Annotated in this window: 14 protein-coding genes and 1 pseudogene; 7 read left to right on the plus strand and 8 right to left on the minus strand. The window is 72.2% G+C overall.

Annotation, left to right across the window (positions count from 1 at the left end):
• Positions 1-32 precede the first annotated feature (32 nt).
• Positions 33-614, plus strand: coding sequence for a hypothetical protein (locus AB0E02_RS15200; RefSeq protein ID WP_362139136.1), 582 nt, complete (start codon positions 33-35; stop codon positions 612-614).
• Between the two features lie 52 nt (positions 615-666).
• Here the strand turns inward: AB0E02_RS15200 and AB0E02_RS15205 are convergent, their stop codons facing one another.
• Complete coding sequence (locus AB0E02_RS15205; protein WP_362139138.1) at positions 667-1,893, minus strand: cytochrome P450; 1,227 nt, start codon at positions 1,891-1,893, stop codon at positions 667-669.
• A gap of 203 nt (positions 1,894-2,096) precedes the next feature.
• A pseudogene (locus tag AB0E02_RS15210) lies at positions 2,097-2,275 on the minus strand (amidohydrolase); the annotation flags it as partial.
• 117 nt (positions 2,276-2,392) lie between these two features.
• Between AB0E02_RS15210 and AB0E02_RS15215 the strand changes: the two are divergent.
• The gene (locus AB0E02_RS15215) at positions 2,393-3,586 is read left to right on the plus strand and encodes a lycopene cyclase family protein (protein ID WP_362139140.1); all 1,194 of its coding nucleotides are present in this window, start codon (positions 2,393-2,395) and stop codon (positions 3,584-3,586) included.
• A 28-nt stretch (positions 3,587-3,614) separates the two neighbouring features.
• The gene (locus AB0E02_RS15220; protein WP_362139142.1) at positions 3,615-5,183 is read left to right on the plus strand and encodes an FAD-dependent oxidoreductase; all 1,569 of its coding nucleotides are present in this window, start codon (positions 3,615-3,617) and stop codon (positions 5,181-5,183) included.
• A 47-nt stretch (positions 5,184-5,230) separates the two neighbouring features.
• Here the strand turns inward: AB0E02_RS15220 and AB0E02_RS15225 are convergent, their stop codons facing one another.
• The 4 genes from AB0E02_RS15225 to AB0E02_RS15240 all read right to left on the minus strand — a co-directional run bounded on the left by AB0E02_RS15225 (position 5,231) and on the right by AB0E02_RS15240 (position 9,512).
• On the minus strand, positions 5,231-6,244 hold the full coding sequence (locus AB0E02_RS15225) for a DUF5914 domain-containing protein (RefSeq protein WP_362139144.1): 1,014 nt from the start codon (positions 6,242-6,244) through the stop codon (positions 5,231-5,233).
• Positions 6,241-7,230 (minus strand): phytoene/squalene synthase family protein, encoded by a 990-nt coding sequence (locus AB0E02_RS15230; protein ID WP_362139146.1) that lies wholly within the window; start codon positions 7,228-7,230, stop codon positions 6,241-6,243. Before AB0E02_RS15230 ends, AB0E02_RS15225 begins: the two co-directional genes overlap by 4 nt.
• A complete protein-coding gene (crtI, locus tag AB0E02_RS15235; protein ID WP_362139148.1) occupies positions 7,227-8,759 on the minus strand; it encodes a phytoene desaturase family protein in 1,533 nt (510 codons plus the stop codon). The genes AB0E02_RS15230 and crtI overlap by 4 nt, the downstream gene beginning before the upstream one ends.
• A gap of 519 nt (positions 8,760-9,278) precedes the next feature.
• On the minus strand, positions 9,279-9,512 hold the full coding sequence (locus AB0E02_RS15240; RefSeq protein ID WP_362139150.1) for a hypothetical protein: 234 nt from the start codon (positions 9,510-9,512) through the stop codon (positions 9,279-9,281).
• A gap of 478 nt (positions 9,513-9,990) precedes the next feature.
• Between AB0E02_RS15240 and AB0E02_RS15245 the strand changes: the two genes are divergently transcribed.
• A complete protein-coding gene (locus tag AB0E02_RS15245) occupies positions 9,991-10,767 on the plus strand; it encodes an alpha/beta hydrolase (protein WP_362139152.1) in 777 nt (258 codons plus the stop codon).
• 102 nt (positions 10,768-10,869) lie between these two features.
• Here the strand turns inward: AB0E02_RS15245 and AB0E02_RS15250 are convergent, their stop codons facing one another.
• Complete coding sequence (locus AB0E02_RS15250; RefSeq protein WP_362139154.1) at positions 10,870-11,772, minus strand: hypothetical protein; 903 nt, start codon at positions 11,770-11,772, stop codon at positions 10,870-10,872.
• A 670-nt stretch (positions 11,773-12,442) separates the two neighbouring features.
• Between AB0E02_RS15250 and AB0E02_RS15255 the strand changes: the two genes are divergently transcribed.
• The 3 genes from AB0E02_RS15255 to AB0E02_RS15265 all read left to right on the plus strand — a co-directional run bounded on the left by AB0E02_RS15255 (position 12,443) and on the right by AB0E02_RS15265 (position 15,723).
• Positions 12,443-13,312 carry an MBL fold metallo-hydrolase gene (locus AB0E02_RS15255; protein WP_362139157.1) on the plus strand — a complete coding sequence of 290 codons (870 nt, stop codon included), beginning with the start codon at positions 12,443-12,445 and terminating at the stop codon, positions 13,310-13,312.
• A gap of 243 nt (positions 13,313-13,555) precedes the next feature.
• Positions 13,556-14,251 carry a helix-turn-helix domain-containing protein gene (locus AB0E02_RS15260; RefSeq protein WP_362139159.1) on the plus strand — a complete coding sequence of 232 codons (696 nt, stop codon included), beginning with the start codon at positions 13,556-13,558 and terminating at the stop codon, positions 14,249-14,251.
• 26 nt (positions 14,252-14,277) lie between these two features.
• Entirely contained in the window at positions 14,278-15,723 is a 1,446-nt protein-coding gene (locus tag AB0E02_RS15265) for an MFS transporter (RefSeq protein ID WP_362139433.1), read from the plus strand.
• 71 nt (positions 15,724-15,794) lie between these two features.
• Here AB0E02_RS15265 and AB0E02_RS15270 read toward each other — a convergent pair whose 3' ends face one another.
• The gene (locus AB0E02_RS15270) at positions 15,795-16,886 is read right to left on the minus strand and encodes a zinc-binding dehydrogenase (RefSeq protein ID WP_362139161.1); all 1,092 of its coding nucleotides are present in this window, start codon (positions 16,884-16,886) and stop codon (positions 15,795-15,797) included.
• Positions 16,887-17,206: the final 320 nt, after the last annotated feature.

Genomic DNA, 17,206 nt, shown 5'->3' on the forward strand with positions numbered 1-17,206 from the left:
GCGAGCTGGCGGCGTCGGAACTCCCGCACCCCGTGGGCGGTGCGGAGCCGGGCAGCGTGCTCCACGGCGCGGTGGCGGAGTTGCTCGCCGCGATGGGCACGCCGGACGGCGGCTGCGATACCCTGCCGGACCACGACCTGCCGGCCCTGCAGCGGCTGCGCACCCTGGTGACCCCGAGCTCGAACCAGACCGAGCGGCCCGAGCTGCTCGCGGCGCTCGCCGGTCAACTGGCGGCGGAACCCTTGCTCGTGGCCGAACGCGCCGATCTGCTGCGCAGACTGGTCGACCGCACCGCCGAGCCGGCCGCACTGCTCCCCCGCCTGCGGGACCTGGCGGAGGCCCTTCAGGACGCCGGAGTGACCGTCACCCTGCACAAAGCGGGACGGCTCCACACCCCCGGGCAGCCGGCGCGTCCCCGCAGCGCACCGGCGCCCTGCTGGCCGCGGCCACCGAGCTGGCACACGACGGCGACGCTGTCACCGGCCTGCTGGCCGCCGAACTGGCAACCGGAACCGGCCGAAGCCTCGGCTGGCCCGAGGAGTGACGGTCACTCCTGCGCTCCCTGCGCCGGCACCCGCACCCTGACGCACGCCACCAAGCGCACTGGACGGTGACCGAAACGGAATGACTGGGGTGCGCGGCTGTCGTGGCGGGTGAGGCTGCCTTCTACCGGGCCGTTTCCGTCCAGCTGACGGGCAGTTCGTGGACGCCGTAGATGTTCATGTCGGTCCGGAGTTTCACCTCGCCCGCGGGAACGGCGAGTTCGAGGGTCGGGAAGCGACGCAGCAGTCCGTCGAAACCGGCGCGCATCTCGATGCGGGCCAGTTGCTGGCCGAGGCACTGGTGGACGCCGTGGCCGAAGGACAGGTGACCGCGGGCCTTGCGGTGGACGTCCAGGGTGTCGGGGTCGTCGAAGCGCCGGGGGTCGCGGTTGGCGGCCAGCAGCGAGACAACGACGGTCGAGCCCTTGCCGATGGTTTCCCCGCCGAGCTCGATGTCCTCCGTGGCGTAACGGTAGAAGATGTCGGCGACGGACAGGTACCGCAGGAGTTCCTCGACGGCATCGGGGATCCGGCCCGGGTCGGCGCGCAGTTCGGCCTGCTGCTCGGGGTGCTCCAGGAGCGCGAAGGTGCCCAGTGCCAGCATGTTGGCGGTGGTCTCGTGGCCCGCGAGCAGCAGCAGGAAGGCGATGCCGGTCAGCTCCTCGATGGTGAGGTCGTCGTCGCGGGCCAGGTCGGACAGGATGTCGTCGCCGGGCTCGGCGCGTTTGCGGGTGACCAGTTCGGCGAGGTATGTGGTCAGACCGGTGTACGCGGCCATTTTCTCGTCGAGCGCCACCTCCTTCTCCATGAACTTCGCCGAGTTGGCCTGGAAGCTCGCCCGGTCCTCGTAGGGGACACCGAGCAGTTCGCAGATCACCAGCGAGGGCACCGGCAGCGCGAACTCCTTGACCAGGTCGACCGGCGGGGCGAGGCGCGCCATCTCGTCCAGCTGCCGCTCGACGATGTCGATGATGTGCTCTTCGAGCGTCTTCATGCGCTTGACGGTGAAGGCGCCGGTGAGCTTGCGCCGCAGCCGGGTCTGGTCCGGCGGGTCCATGGCGATGAACAGGCCCGGTATCTCCGGGGACGGTTCGGTGGGGGTGGGCATGCCGGGGGTCTCGTACGGCACGTGGACGATGTCGAGGTCATGGCGGGAGCTGAACCGGGTGTCGGCCATGAGCCGGCGGACCGCGTCGTAGCCGGTGACGAGCCAGCCCTCGTGACCGTCGGGGAAGACCAGCGGACTGACCGGGCGGGCCGCGCGCAGCCGGGTGATGTCGCGGGGCGGGTCGAAGGGACCCGCATCGCGCTCCATGGGGAGACCGTGCGGGACGGGAACCGGCTGACTCATCGGAGGTCCTTTCGTGGCGGTTGCTCCGGCCACATTCTCCGACGGACCTGACACCCGCATCGACGTAAGGCCGCGCGGTCGCGCGGACTCCTGATCGCCCTCGCGCTCAAGCCGGGTCAACGTGCCGACCACCCACCCGTCCCCGAGTGCCGCGCTGCACGGTTGTGGCCTCACAGGCTTGTGTCGCGGTGGGTGGGGTGGCCGGCCTGGTACGCCTCGCCCGCGGCCCGGGCGGCGTTGACGGTCATTCCCCGCAGGGCCTCCAGGGCGTGAGTGCCTGGTCGGGGCCGTGCGGGGGCCGGGTCGGGTCGCGGCTGGGGCGGCGGTGGCGGGCGCCCGCCATGACGCCCAGCGGCGGGTAGCGGGCGAGGGGCCAGTCCGCCGCCATTCCCCCGCCTCGCCGCGCGTGGCGGCCGTCGTCCCCGCCCCGGCTGCGGAAGGATCGTCGTGGGCGCCGGCGGGCGTCATGGGTGCTGGGGCGGCCGGCGGAAGGACGGGTGTGCGGGACGCGGATGTGGTCATCGTCGGGGCGGGAGCGGCGGGGCTGTCGCTGGCCTACCGGCTGTGCGACGCACCGGGTGCCGGGGCAGGTCGGCCGACCGTGGTGTTGGTGGACGCGCCGCCGGGACCGCGTAGACCGCCGGAACGGACCTGGTGTTTCTGGGAGGCGCCGGGCGGGGAGTTCGACCGGGCGCTGACCGCCGGGTGGGACGCCCTGCGGGTGTACGGACCTGACGGTACGGAGCGGGTGGGGCGGCCCGCGCCGCTGCGTTACAAGATGCTGCGGTCGGGCGACTTCGCCGCCGCCGTCGAGGCCCGGCTGGCCGGGAACCCCGCCGTGCGGCGCGTCGAGGCGACGGTGGCGGCGGTGCGCGACACCGCCGACGGCGCCGAGGTCCGGGGGTGTGATGTTGCGGGGCGCCCGGTGACGCTGCGGGCCCGCTGGGCCTTCGACTCCCGCCCCGGGCAACTGCTTCCGCCCGCCCGCACCACACTGCGGCAGCACTTCCGCGGCTGGTTCGTCCGTACCCGCAGAGCGGTGTTCGACCCGGAGGTGGCGGACTGGATGGACTTCCGCGTTCCGCAGCCGGCCCACGGCCTGGCCTTCGGGTACGTCCTTCCGCTGGACCCGCACACGGCGCTGGTGGAGTACACCCAATTCTCCCGGCGGCCGCTGGCCGTCGCCGACTACGAAAGGGCGTTGCGCCACTACACCGAAGAGGTGTGCAAGCTCGGGCAGTTCGAGATCACGGGTGCGGAACAGGGCGTCATCCCGATGACCGACGGCCGGTTTCCGTACCGGGCGGGGCGCTCGGTGTTCCGCATCGGGACCGCCGGCGGCGCCACCCGCCCCTCGACCGGGTACACCTTCGCCGCGGTGCAGCGTCAGACCGCGGCCCTCGCCGCCGCGCTCCGGCGGCCCGGGGCGCCCCTGCCGCCGCCGGTGCACAGCCGTTGGGCCCGCGCACTGGACGCCGTGCTGCTGCGCGGTCTGGACAGCGGGCGGGTGGACGGAGCCGCGTTCTTCAGCGACCTGTTCGGCTCGGTGCCGACCGAGCGTCTGCTGCGGTTCCTGGACGGTCGTTCCCGGCTCTGGGAGGACCTGACCATCGGGTTGCGCACGCCCGTGCTCCCCATGCTCCGTACCGTCGCCGAACTCCCGCTGCTGGCCCGAAAGTCCGCCCCGTGGTGACCGGGGCGGCCCGTCACCGGGAGGAACCATGAACGCTCGGTACGTTCCGTCGTCCACCACCGCCGCCCGGCGGGGCCGCGACCGCCGCGCGCGGATGCTGCCGGGGCCGCCGGGTGCCGCACGGGCGGCGGCCGACGGACCGCCCGCGGTGGCGGTGATCGGCGGCGGCATCGCCGGCCTGGCGGCCGCGACGGCGCTGGCCGAGCGCGGGGTGCGGGTGACGCTGTACGAGCGCGAACGCGTCCTCGGGGGCCGGCTGGCGGGCCGGCCGGTGCGGCTCGCCGACGGCTCGGCGGCGACCATGAGCCGGGGATTCCACGCCTTCTTCCCCCAGTACTACAACCTGCGGGGGCTGCTGCGGCGCATCGACCCGGCGCTGCGAGTACTGCGACGGCTCCCGGACTATCCGCTGCTGCACCGCTCGGGCACCCGCGACAGCTTCGCCCGCGTACCGCGCACACCGCCCTGGAGCGCCCTCGGCTTCATGGCCCTCAGCCCGACCTTCGCCTGGCGGGACCTGGCCCGGATGCGCCCCGGCGCGGCACTGCCGCTGCTCGACGTCCGGGTGCCGGAGATCTACCAACGGCTCGACGGGACCAGCGCCTGGGACCTGCTGGCCCGCATCGGCTTCCCCCAGGCCGCGCGCCACCTCGCGTTCGAGGTGTTCTCCCGGAGTTTCTTCGCCGATCCTCGCCAACTGTCCGCGGCGGAAATGGCGTTGATGTTCCACATCTACTTCCTCGGGTCCAGCGAGGGGCTGCTGTTCGACGTGCCCGCGGAGCCGTACCCGCAGGCGCTGTGGGCTCCGCTCGCCCGGTACCTGGAAGGGCACGGCGTACGGCTGCGGACGGGCACGCCGGTGGACCGCGTCGAGCCGGGGGCGGGCGGCAGGGTGCGCGTGGCCACGGGAAACGGGGCGCACCCGTACGACGCCGTGGTGCTCGCGCTCGACACCGCCGGTCTGCGGCGGCTCGTGGCGGCATCCGACGGACTGGGGGACGCCGCCTGGCGGGCGCGCATCGGGCGGCTGCGCACCGCGCCGCCGTTCCTGGTGTCCCGGCTGTGGCTGGAACGGCGGGTGTCCCCCGACCGCCCCGGTTTCCTGGGCACCAGCGGCTTCGGTTCGCTGGACAACATCAGCGTGCTGGAACGCTGGGAGGGCGAGGCCGCCCGCTGGTCCGGCCGCACCGGCGGTTCCGTCCTCGAACTGCACGCCTACGCGGTGCGGCCGGACGCCGACCGGACACACGAACAGCGCCGTCTGGTCGAGCAGTTGCACACCGTCTACCCGGAGACCCGCGGGGTACGGATCGTCGACCAGCGCCACGAGTGGCGGGCCGACTGTCCGCTGTTCGCGGTGGGCGGCTACGCCGACCGGCCCACCGTCCACACTCCCGACCCCCGGGTGGTGATCGCCGGCGACCTGGTGCGCACGGCGCTGCCGGTGGCGCTGATGGAGCGCGCGGCGACCACCGGATTCCTGGCGGCCAACGCCCTGTTGGCCCGCTGGGGCGTGCGCGGTCACCCGCTGTGGACCGTGCCGGACAAGGGCCGGGTGGCGGCGCTGCGGTGGGCGGCCGGACGCGCCGGACGCTGACCGCCCCGCCCTTCCTGCCCCGGCCCGGTCAGCCCGGACAGCGGCCGTCAGCCCGGCCGGCGGCCGCTGTGGCGCAGCTGCCAACGGCGCTCGGCGTACGCGAGGTCGTCCCGCCACAGCCGGCCGGCGGCCGCCCGCATCAACCGGCGCACGAGCGGAGCCGCGGCGCGGGCCAGCGCGAACCCGGGCCGGTCGGAGCGGGCCAGCACCGCTTCGACCACCGCGGTGCGCGGCCGGCCGCGGTCGTCCGGGGCCAGTGGCGTGGCATGGGTCTCGACCACCGACCCCGCCCCCTCGCCGTCGACGAGGTGCATCACCACCGTGCGCGGCTCCGGCGCGGTGAAACGTGCCGTCACCGGAACCACCGCGCGCCCGGCGACCTTGAAGGAGACCTCGACCAGGAACTCGTCCGGGCCCTCGGTACCGGCCTCCGCCGGTGCGCCGACCACCTTGAGGTCCACGAACGAATAGGGGTGGAACCACGCCCCGTGCCAGGGGTCCAGCCGGTTGGCCACCACGTCCTCCGGTTCGCACCCGCCCACGGCCGTGTGCACGGCGACGAGCGTGCCGGCCGGTCCGGGCCGGGGCGGGAGCACCGGCCGCGGCAGGGGCCGTTCGCCGCCGGCCGCGTCCAGCCGGACCCAGGCGAGCACTCCGTCGTCGTGGGCGGGGAACGGTTCCCAGCCGGCGAACGCGGCACCGTCCAGGGCCAGCCCGTGCCAGCGGCAGCGGAGCGTGCCGCAGTGCACGGCGCCCTCCGCGAGCGGCGCCCCGAGGTGCGGGCAGGCCCCCGGCCCGGCCACCAGACGCCCGGTGGCATCGCGCCAGGCGACCACCTCCACGCCGGCCACCGTCCGGCCGAACGGCTTCCGGGGCCCGATGTCACGGGCCGCGCCGAGCACGAACCAGTTGCCCGACGGCCGGGCGAGCGCCCTCTTCAGCGCCCCGTCGATGACCGCGGGCCGGGCCTCCCGCCAGGTGGGCCGCTGCCGCTCCCACCGCTCGGGCCTGCGCCGCAGCCGCAGCGGGACTCGTGGCCGGTGACGGGCGCGCGGGCTCATGCGCTCTCCTTCTGCGCCGGCTGCGGCATCCGTTCCCGCGGCACGGCGGGCGACGGGGCGGTCAGACGGGCCGCGACGGCCCGGGCCAGCCCGCCCAGTGCGGTGGCCGCGCGGCGCCGGCGGGAGACCACCGCACGCCGGTGCAGCACGGCGTACCCGTCCTCACGCACCGCGTCGAGGATGGCTCCGTAGAGCACGAAGGCGGTGCGCATGCACGGGCGCGACACCGGGTCGAGCATGGCGAGGCCGGGGGCCGCCTCCCGGTAGACGCCACGGGTGAGCTCGGCCGCGGCGGCCAGCGCCTCGGCGATACGCGGGTCCGGGCGGCCGGTGTCCCGGCTCCACCGCAGCAGCGCGCGGTCGACCCCGTGCGCCGCCAGCAGATCGGCAGGCAGATAGACGCGCCCCCGATCGAGGTCCTCCCCTACGTCCCGCAGGAAGTTGGTCAGCTGGAAGGCGACGCCGAGCGCGGCGGCGTGCGGGGCGGCTTCCTCGCGGGGGACGACGGTGCCCAGCACGGGCAGTATCTGCAGGCCGATCACCGCCGCCGAGCCGTGCATGTAGGACCGCAGGTCCGCGTAGGTCGGGTAGTCCGTGACGACCAGGTCCATCCGCATCGACGTCAGGAAGTCGGCGAAGTGGGCGTGGTCGATGCCGTACGCGGCGGCGGTGTGCGCCACCGCCCGGACGACCGGCTCCGGGCTCGGTTCGCCGCGCAGACCGTTTTGCAGGGTCCGGTGCAGCACGGAGAGGGCCCGCGCGCGGTCGGCGGTGCTGCTGCCGGTTGCCGGATCGTCGACGAGGTCGTCGGCGTGCCGGGCGAATCCGTAGAGCGCGTGCACGGCCGGCCGCCGGTCGGCCGGCAGCAGCCGGGTGGCCAGGAAGTACGTTCTGCCGTGCCGGGCGTTGAGCCGGCGGCAGTGGGCGTAGTCGGCGCGCAGCCGGGGGTCGGTGATGCCCGCCGCGGTCAGTTCGCGCTCCGTCATGCCGGTACGGTCCGTTCCCCGGTCCGGGGCGCGCCGGCGCGGGAACGCGGCGGGCGGAGCCCGGTCACCCGCGCGGCGGCCAGCTTGCCCGAGATCAGCACGGTGGGGACACCGACGCCGGGGGTCGTGCCGCATCCGGCCAGCACGGCGTTCTCGGTACCGCGTACGAGGTTGCGCGGCCGGAACGGGCCGGTCTGCGCGAAGGTGTGCGCGGCCGAGAACGGCGTACCGGCGGCCAGTCCCTGCGCCGCCCAGTCGGCCGGCGTCACCGTGCCCAGGTCCTCGGCGGTGGCGAGCCCGGTGAACCCGCGGCGCTCCAGCAGCGACAGCAGACCGTCCCGGTACCGGGGAGCGAGCGCCGACCAGCCCTCCGCGCCCGGTCCGGTCTCGGTGTTGGGGCACGGCGCCAGGACGTAGTGCAGATGCCGACCGGGCGGTGCGAGTGCCGGGTCCGAGGTGGTGGGGCGGGTCACGAGCAGCGAGGGGTCGCTCATCAGGTCTCCGCGACGGGTGAGTTCGTCGAAGGTGCGCTCCCAGGCCGCGCCGAACGAGAGCGTGTGGTGCGCGGTGCCCGGCCAGGTCCGCGCACCGCCCGCGTGCAGGACCACGGCGGACGGCGCGTGGCGCAGCCGGACCGGACGCCGGGGCCGTCGGCCGAGCAGGCGGTAGGCGATCGGGAGGTCCGGGGTGAGCACCACCGCGTCGCAGGTGATCCGCTCGTCCGCGGTGACCACCGCGCTGATCCGGCCGCCGGCGCGTTCCAGCCGGGTGACCGGTGTGCCGTAGCGGAACGCGGCACCGGCAGCAGCGGCGGCGTCGGCCATCGCCCGCGGCAGCGCATGCATACCGCCGCGCGGGAAGTACACCCCGGCGACCGTGTCCATGTAGGCGATGACGGCGTACGCGGCCAGGGCCCGGGCGGGCGGCACCCCCGCGTACAGCGCCTGGAACGAGAAGACCCTGCGCAGTCGCGGGTCGGTCAGGAACCGGCCGATGCGGTCGTCGAGCCGGCCGAACCCGCCGAGCGCGGCCAGCCGCGCCAGGTCCGGGTGCAGCAGTTGCAGCGGCGAGTCGAAGTTGCTGTCGATGAAGCGGCGGTGCTGGGCCTGGTACACCTGCTCCAGCCAGCGCCGCAGCCGCCGGTAGCCGTCCGCCGCGCGGGGGCCGGCGAACCGTTCCACCTCGGCCTCCATGGCCCGAGGGTCGGTGTGCACGTCCAGCTCGCTGCCGTCGGCGAACCGGGCGCGGTACGCCGGGTGCAGCTGCTGCAGCACCAGCCGGTCCGAAAGCCGCTCACCGACGGCGGCGAACGCCTCCTCGATCAGGTCCGGCATGGTCAGCACGGTGGGTCCGGTGTCGATCCGGTAGCCGCCACGCTCGATCCGCCCGGCCCGCCCGCCCGGCAGCCCGGCCCGCTCGACGACGGTCACCCGGCGGCCCGCACCGAGCAGATGCAGCGCGGCGGACAATCCGGAAAGCCCGGCCCCGACCACCACCACATGATCGGTGGGCCCTGGCAGCGTCCTCACCGGACTCCGCCTCCGCCCTCACCGTCGCCGTCATCGTCACCATCACCGCCGTCAGCCCGCGAAGCACAGGCTGGGGCGCAGGGTGCGGTCCCGCCACTACGGCGCATCGCACCTCCTCACGGTCTCGCTCTCGCCGGCCAAGGGGCAGACGCACCGCGTTCCGGCACGTCACAGCCCCGCCTGCGCCCCTGGACGCGCCACGGGGGCGTGGCCGGGGCCAGCCTTCACTTGACCACGCCCCACGCCGAAATCGCCGTAACCGCCCGCGGACACACCAGCAAAGCCGCCGGTCGGCACGGCAGCGGCGTCGTCCGGTCGGGGTGGCGGCAGCGCTGTCTGTTCGCACTGGCGGCAGCGCTGTGCGGTCAACGGGGCGGCAGCGCTGGCCGGTCACCAGGGCTGCAGCGCCCTTTTGCACCTCGCTCGGGGCGAAGGCTGGCGGCCTCCGGGCTCAGTCCCGCGGCTCCCGCGGCGCTCGCGGCTCCCGCGGCGCTCGCGGTCCCATTGCTCCTACCGCTCCTACCGCTCCCGCTGCTCCTGCTCGTCGAGCGGCCAGTTCCGCTTCTCGCACAGCCGCGCCACCCTGCTGGCCAGGTCCTCGGGCACCGGAACCCCCAATCGGCGGGCGGCCCCGAGCCGGTGCCGGACCAGACCCAGGGTCCAGTCCAACTGCTCGTCACTGCGCGCCGCGAATTCCTGGAGCGCCTCCACCATCAGCTGCTGCCGGTCGATGTCCGCGACGTCCTCTGTCATGTGCGCTGAACCTACCTGGGCCTCCTGCCCCGGTACACCGCTGAACGCAGAAGTTATCCGACTGCTACCGCAGTGACAGACACCAGCAATGCGGACAACGGCCCGGCTCACGGCGAGCCGCCACGGTCACGTCACGGAGCACCCGCGCTCCAGGCAGTGGGCCGGGCCGGCGTCGCTGCCGGATTCATCACGTTGCTTGATGAGTGCAGAAGCCAAGTGCCCCTTGGTCACACCCGCCTCCCACGGTGAACTGGTCCTGCTCATCGCCGCGGCCCACGGGCGGCTGATGCGGACCGGACACGACACGACGCACCCAGCCGACGCACCCAGCCGACACGCGTCGCGACGACGCGACCCGTGACGCGATGAGACGCGACTCGACGAGACGACAGGCGACGAGCCAAGCCGTGCCGAGCCGAGCCGAGCCGAGCCGAACCAAGCCGAGTTAAGGCGAGACGAGACGACAAGGAGCGTGACGATGCCGTACGCCACAGTGAACGGAGTCCGACTGTTCTACACGGACAGCGGATCCGGCATACCGGTGCTTTTCCTCCACGGCTGGGGAACCAGCGGACGGGTGTGGGACGCCCAGGTCGCCGACCTGGCCGCCGATCACCGGGTGGTGACCGTGGACTGGCGCGGCTGCGGCCGAAGCGACCACCCGGCCACCGGGAACACCACCGCCACCAACGTCACAGACACCCTGGCCCTGATGGACCAACTGACCCTGGAACACCCGTTGTTGGTGGGCAGCTCGATAGGTGCCACCTTCGCCCTGGAGGCGGCACTCAGGGCACCCGAGCGGGTGGCCGGCGTGGTGTCGATCAACGGCCCCGGCTACTGGCCGAGCCAGGGCATGGCGGGCGCGCTCCACTCGCTGTGCGCGGCACTGGCCGCCGATCGCCCCGCTGCCCTGGCCGAGTGGGTCCCGCGCTGGTTCGCCCCGGCGGCCGACCCGGCCCTGGCGGAGCAGACCGTGCGGCAGATCCTGCAATCCGGCGCGTTCATTGACGAGTTGTTCGCGGAGAGCAACCTCCAAGACCCGCGCGCGGCCATCGGCCGACTGAGCGTCCCGGCGGTCTTCGTACACGGCCGACTCGATACCGAGATCCCGCCGGAAGTGTCCCGGGACCTGGCCGCGCTGGCCCCGCACGGCGAGTTCGACGCGATCGAGCAGGCGGGCCACATGCCGCATCAGGAGCAGCCTGCCCTCGTCAACGCCCTGCTCCGCACCACCCTGTTCGCCAAGCCCTGATCGCACCGCCCTGATGCGCACCGCCCTCGCCCGGCAGGCCGCCGGCACACTGCCGACGGCCACCGGGCCGAGCTGACGCACGGAAGTTACGTGCGCCGGACGCTACTTGGCGCGAATCTCGAACGGCAGCGTCCGGTAGAAGAACGACGTGTCACCGGTGCCCACCGACACACCCGCATCAACCTTGACCACCGGGGCGGAGTCCGCGACCGCCAGGCGCAGCCGGTAGACGGCGGTGGCACCCGGCGCCAGCGGCGTCTTGGCGGTCGGGATGAGCTGGGCGCCCATACCGGGGTCGCAGCCACCGGGCAGCAGCGAGACACGCTGCCAGCCGTGACCGGGCACGTACTGCTGGAGCACCAGGTCCTTCGGCTCCACGGCACGCTCGCTGCCCTGGCCGTAGGCGAAGTAGCCGGCGTTCAGTGCCGGGTAGGCCCGCTTGGTGGTGTTCTTGACCGCGAGGGTGAACTCCTTCGCCGCACCACCACGGGCCAGTGCGGCGCCGCCCGGCCAGCCCGTGATCGTGGTCGTCGGCCGGTCGACAACGGCGCTCCTGGCCGGCGCACGGTAGGTGTGGCCGTGCCCGTCGTTGACCGAGGCGGCCACGGTCAGGCGGCCGGGCCGGTCGATGTCCTGTACGCGCAGGGCCACCGTGGCGGGGCGGCCGGCACTCGCCGCCACCGAAACGGGGAAGGTGAACGTCCCCTTCTCCGGATGGTCGCTACCGACCGGCCGTTGGTCCAGATCGACCCAGCGGTGGGTCTTGGGAACGTAACGCTGGATCATGAGAGAGGCGGCGCTGAAGCCGTGCGTGGTGACGTCCAGACGGACGGTGCCCTTCGAGATCGGCGTACGCAGCGTCACCCCGGAAGACGTCCACAACCCGACCGGCGCCTCCGAGGCGAGGCTGTACGAGATCTTCTCCCCCGCTCTACCGGTGGTGGCGCCGGCAACCGGGGCAGCCGCTTCCGCCCGCCCCGCGGACACCATCCGTTCTGCGGACACACTCCGCACTGCGGACGTCATCCGTTCTGCGGACGCACTCCGCGCTGCGGACGTCGTCCCGACTGCGGACGTCGTCCCGGCCGCAGGGGCGCTCTTGGACGCTGTCACCGCAGCGCCGCAGCTCGCCACGGACGCGGACCGTGCTCCGCCGGCCACCTGAACGGGCGCGGCCTGCCCGGGAGCCGCTACCCCCACCACCAGGGCCAGTCCGGCCGCAGCCGCCACCGTCGTACCTACTGCCGCCCGCCGCGCCCCCACGGCCCGTTGCGCTGCACGTGTCATATCTCGCCCCCACATCGAACGCGGACGCATCAGCTATGCGTCTCTGAGGAAGAGGAGGCGCCCCGGCGGGACAGGGTTCCCGCAACCCCCGCCAACCCCCGGAAATTCACTGACATGGGTGCCCGACCGAAAGGATCCGCCCCACCACACCCACCGCAGCCACCACCCCGAAGGCCGGGAAGCCGCCAAAGATCAACATAAACACTAAACTCCACAAACAACACAAACAATACCAAACCGCCCACCCTGACCGAGTCGTGAGAGCGGTTCGGATCCAGAAGTACAAGATCGGCGGGACCTACCGATATCGGCTGCACACGGTCATCCTGAAAAGGCGGCCCGGTTCGAGTCCGCTTCCCGTTTCCCGTTCCCCAAAAGGAGCCTTGCCATGGATGGCTGGTACGTCGACGACCGCTGCACCAACTGCGACGTCGCCCGACAGTTCGCGCCCGACCTGATCACCGAAGCCGACGGCACGTCGCAGATCATCCGCCAGCCCCGCGACGAGGCAGAGACCCGACGCTTACACGCCGCCGTCTTCGCCTGCCCCACCCGCTCGATCCGCCCGAGGTCCGGGCGGGCCGACCAGTCCCTCGACCCGTTCCCGATGGCCCTGGACGACGGCGTCCTGATCTGCGGCCACAACTCCCAGCACACCGCCGGCGCCAACTCCTACCTCCTCCTGCGGCCCTCCGGCTCGGTCATGATGATCGACACCCCTCGCTGGAGCCGTGAACTCGCGGCTCGCTACGCGGCGTTGGGCCCCCTCACCGACGTACTGCTCACCCACCGCGACCACGTCGCCCACGGTCGCCGCTACGCGGACCACTTCGGCGCCCGGCTGTGGATCCACGAGGGCGACCTCGACGCGGCACCGGACGCCGACCAGGTGATCCGCGGCCTCGAACCCGTCGAAATCGGCGAGGGGGTCACCGCCCACCCCCTGCCCGGCCACACCCGAGGCAGCGTGCTCTACCTCGCCGACGACCGGTACTGCTTCAGCGGAGACAGCTTCTACTGGTCCCGCACCACCGGCGATCTGGAGGTGGCCGAGAGCGTGACCTGGTACTCCATCGAGGAATTGGCCAACTCCCTTGCCAGGACGACCCCACAGCTGCGATTCGAATGGGTCCTCCCCGGCCACGGAGACCGCCACCACCTCCCCGCCGACGAAATGTCCCAGCGCCTACAAGCACTCACGGAACGCACCCGCCTACTCAGCCCCCAGCCGATCGACTTCACCGCCGTCCGCTGGTAGGAAACCGCACGACCAACGGACCGCGGGGCAGAAGGAGCCAGCCAGGGCTCACCTCCGTACCGCAAGGCGTTGCCTCCGCGCCCCGTAAGGCATTGCTTCCACTGCCGCCATCACTTCCATAGCGCCGCACGATGCCTTCGCTCGGCTCGGCTGAACCCCGAGGCTCACCCTCCACCAACATCGCCAACGTCTCTTCGCGAAGAAGTCTTTGCAAATAGTTGTTGGCGGTCTACGGTGCTCAACATGTCTGACTCAGGCGCAAGTTCAGGTTCGAGCTCGGTCCAGGGCCCGTACGGCCTCCCTCCAGAGGCTGAAGCAGACGCTGCGGTTCTGGACGCGAAGGGGCTACGCGCATTGGCGCATCCGGTGCGTGTGCAGTTGGTGGGGCTGTTGCGCAAGAACGGACCGTCGACGGCCACTCGGCTCGCCGAGCGGCTGGGCGTCAACTCCGGTACGGCCAGCTATCACCTGCGTCAGCTCGCCGCGGCAGGGTTCGTCGAGGAAGAGGAAGAGCGCGGGAACGCACGGGAACGGTGGTGGCGTTCGGTCCATCAGTCGACCTGGTTCAACGACCCTGACCTGGCCGCCCGGGAGCCTGAGGCGGCGATGACCTATCTGCAGTCGGTGGCGGGCACGTACGCGTTGCGTGCCCAGCGAGTGCTCAACGAGCTGCAGACCATGCCCCGTACCTGGCGCGAGACGTTCGACATGAGCGACTGGCCCCTGCGGCTCACTCCCGCGGAAGCTGCGGCCCTGCACGAGGAGCTGCGGGCGGTGGTCACCCGCTATCGACGGGATACGCCGCAGGAAGCGGCCCGCGCTCCCGAGGGCGCCGAGCGGGTCTCCGTCATCCTGCACCTCCTCCCCGAGCTGGACTCACCCGCCGCCCCGACAGGTAATCCCGGTTCCGAGGGGCCGACGGGAGCCGAGACGCCGTGACCGAAGAACTCGTGGGTGCCCAGGAGATGTCGGGCAGACATGGCGACGCATCCAGCGGGCCAGGCCACACATCCAGCAAACGGAACTTACGGCCGCTGGGCGGGCTACTCGCGGCGATGGCGGTGTCGTTGACCGGCACCCGGATCTCGGCCATCGCGCTCCCCTGGTTCGTACTCGTCACCACCGGCAGCGCCACCCAGACCGGACTGGTGGCCTTCTGCGAGATGACGCCCTACGTCCTGGTCAAGGCACTGGCCGGGCCGCTGATCGACCGGGCCGGGCCACGGACCGTCTCCTGGACCACCGACCTGGCCAGCGCGACCGCCGCCGCTGCGGTACCACTTCTGCACGCCCTGGATCTCCTCTCCCTCCCCTTGCTCCTCGGCCTCGTCGCGCTGATCGGCTCCGCGCGTGGACCGGGTGACCTGGCCAAGGAGGTCATGGTTCCGCAGGCGGCCGAACACAGCCGGATACCGTTGGAACGGGCCACTGGCCTCACCGGCGTGACCGAGCGGCTCGCCGCCACCATAGGTCCCGCCGCCGGCGGTTCCCTGGTCGCACTGTTCAGCCCCCTGATGGGTCTCGCCCTCAACGCCGCCTGCTTCACGCTCGGCTCACTGATCATCGCCCTCGCGCTGCCCCGCGGAATTGGGCTCGCTGTCGACAACGCCCCGCCGACTCACGAGAACTCGCAGGCCGGCGCCTCGCAAGCCGGATTCCCGCAAGCTCAGGGTTCGCAGGCCAGAGACTTGCAAGCGGAGGAACCGCAAACCGAGGACTCTCGGCCCGGCTACTGGCGGCGGTTCGGTGAAGGCTTCGCCTTCCTACGCAGCCAACCGCTGCTCCTGACCATCATCGTCATGGTCTCGATCACCAACCTCCTGGACTCGGCGTTCACCACAGTTCTCCTGCCGGTGTGGGCAAGGGAGTCCGGCAACGGCCCGGCGGTCATCGGTCTGAACAGCAGCGTCGGAGGAGCCGCCGCCATCGTCGGGAGCCTGGTGGCCGCGACGATCGCGCACAGAATGCGGCGCCGAATCGTCTTCTTCGCCGGATTCCTGCTCGCCGGGCCGCCGCGCTTCCTCGTCCTGGCCTCCCACGCACCGACGTGGGTAGTGCTGACCGTCTTCGCCGTCGGCGGGTTCGGGGCGGGCTTCCTCAACCCGATACTGGGCGCCATCTCCTTCGAACGGGTCCCCCGCCACCTCCTCGGCCGGGTCAGCGCACTGGGCGACGCTCTTGCCTGGGCCGGCATCCCCTTCGGTGGACTCATCGCCGGGGCAGCAGCAACCTCCATCGGTCTGGTACCGGCGCTGCTGATCGGCGGCGTAGCGTACTTCCTGACGACGACGCTCACCGCACTACGACCGGAATGGCGCGAGATGGACCGGTCGCGTAGGCAACACAACCCTCCGGACACACTGCCGGACTACTGCGAAGGCTCGCAGAAGTCGTGTGGCAGCCCGCCATGACGAAAGCCGGTCCAGAGCCAGTCCAGAGCCAGAGCCGGTCCAGTTCCTTGGCGAAGGTGATCCGACCGCACTCACCCTCCCCCACCCGGTCGAATGACCGTCAGGCTGAAGCGTCCACCCTCAGCGGCGGCGTGTTGCAAGGCCGCGTTGGCATCGGCAAGGTCGAAGGCGGTGACATCGAACTGTCGCAGGTCCAGTTGCCCGGACCTCGCCAGTTGGATGAGTTGGGGGTTGGCGTGGCGGGGGCACAGCCATTGGCCGCGGAGGGTGATGTTGTTCCTCATGAGCCACGGGTACGGCAGTGCGAGGTCGTCACCTCCCAGCATGCCGACGCCTCCCATGAGCACCACCGTCCCGTGCTCGCGGACCGTCATCACCGCCGCCCGTACCGCGGTCGTCGGGGCCGAGGGCGGCAGCAGATCCAGGACGACGTCGATCGGCCCGGGCGCCGCCGCGCGCATCCGCTCGCGGTCCGCCTCCTCATCGCCCGACAAGCGCACCGTCCTGATACGGGGCCCGAAGCGGCGCTCCAGCTCGTCGAGCATCTTCTCGTTCCGCCCCGGCGCGACGACGCTGCCCGCGCCCATGGCCAGCGCGACCGCAACAGCGGCGCTCCCAAAATTGCCGGTGGCACCGCTGATCAGTACGGTCTGGCCGGCCTGCAGCCCGGCGGCGAGCAGCCCGCCGTACGGCACGAGGAGGACCGGGAGTGCACACCACCGGCCCGCGTCCGCCGCATCGATCGCACCGAGGGGAAAGACGTTCTCGGTGGGGACCAGCAGTTGCTCGGCGAACGAGCCGTGCCCGTAGTGTTCCTGCAAGCGCAGGCCGCCCTCCCCGCGGGCACTCAGGCCCTGGAGTGTGATGTCTGGGGTCAACGCGTCGTCCCGCGCGCGAATGGTCGGATCACACAGCACCCAGTCACCCACGCGCAGCCGCGTCGAGTCCGGGCCCACGGTGCGCACCCGGCCCACCGCCCCGGTTCCGGGTATCACCGGCAACGTGAGCAGATACTTGCGCTCCCCGCGGAACACCTCCGCGGCGTAGGGCAACACACCCGCCGCCACGACATCAACCACGATCTCGCCAGTCCCCCTCACAGGGTCAGGCACGGTTTCGCTCACCAACGACGACCCGAACTCCTTCAGAACTGCGGCTCGCATTTCTTTGACGGCCTCGCTTCCCTCTCACCCTTGAAGAAGCCACCCGACGTGGCACCACGCCATCGTGAAAGGGCCGACGAACCGCAACCAGACCAGGCTTCATCCCATTACCGGGCGCACCACCTTCCTTCAGGCCAGGCATCACGCGGTCAGCAGGTGGCGCGTCGAGTCGGCGCCACGCCCGGGTCCCGTCCCTGAGTGCAGGGCAGGGCGAGGCAGTGCGGGGCGGGGCAGCGAACGGGTCGTGGGGGGCGCATCCGCTCGTACGTGCCCTGTGGGAGAGGATGCAGGCTACTCGCACCAACCAAGACCCTGCGGAG

It is taken from the genome of Streptomyces sp. NPDC048196, from assembly GCF_040652715.1.
In the GTDB taxonomy this organism is placed as follows: Bacteria; Actinomycetota; Actinomycetes; order Streptomycetales; family Streptomycetaceae; genus Streptomyces; species Streptomyces siderophoricus.

Excerpts from the sequence above, each read along its gene's own strand:
- AB0E02_RS15230 (WP_362139146.1), bottom strand. The coding sequence starts at position 7,230 with ATGACGGAGCGCGAACTGACCGCGGCGGGCATCACCGACCCCCGGCTG.
- AB0E02_RS15265 (WP_362139433.1), top strand. The coding sequence starts at position 14,278 with ATGTCGGGCAGACATGGCGACGCATCCAGCGGGCCAGGCCACACATCC.
- AB0E02_RS15225 (WP_362139144.1), bottom strand. The coding sequence starts at position 6,244 with ATGAGCCCGCGCGCCCGTCACCGGCCACGAGTCCCGCTGCGGCTGCGG.
- AB0E02_RS15260 (WP_362139159.1), top strand. The coding sequence starts at position 13,556 with ATGTCTGACTCAGGCGCAAGTTCAGGTTCGAGCTCGGTCCAGGGCCCG.
- AB0E02_RS15240 (WP_362139150.1), bottom strand. The coding sequence starts at position 9,512 with ATGACAGAGGACGTCGCGGACATCGACCGGCAGCAGCTGATGGTGGAG.
- AB0E02_RS15220 (WP_362139142.1), top strand. The coding sequence starts at position 3,615 with ATGAACGCTCGGTACGTTCCGTCGTCCACCACCGCCGCCCGGCGGGGC.
- AB0E02_RS15205 (WP_362139138.1), bottom strand. The coding sequence starts at position 1,893 with ATGAGTCAGCCGGTTCCCGTCCCGCACGGTCTCCCCATGGAGCGCGAT.
- AB0E02_RS15270 (WP_362139161.1), bottom strand. The coding sequence starts at position 16,886 with ATGCGAGCCGCAGTTCTGAAGGAGTTCGGGTCGTCGTTGGTGAGCGAA.
- AB0E02_RS15255 (WP_362139157.1), top strand. The coding sequence starts at position 12,443 with ATGGATGGCTGGTACGTCGACGACCGCTGCACCAACTGCGACGTCGCC.
- AB0E02_RS15245 (WP_362139152.1), top strand. The coding sequence starts at position 9,991 with ATGCCGTACGCCACAGTGAACGGAGTCCGACTGTTCTACACGGACAGC.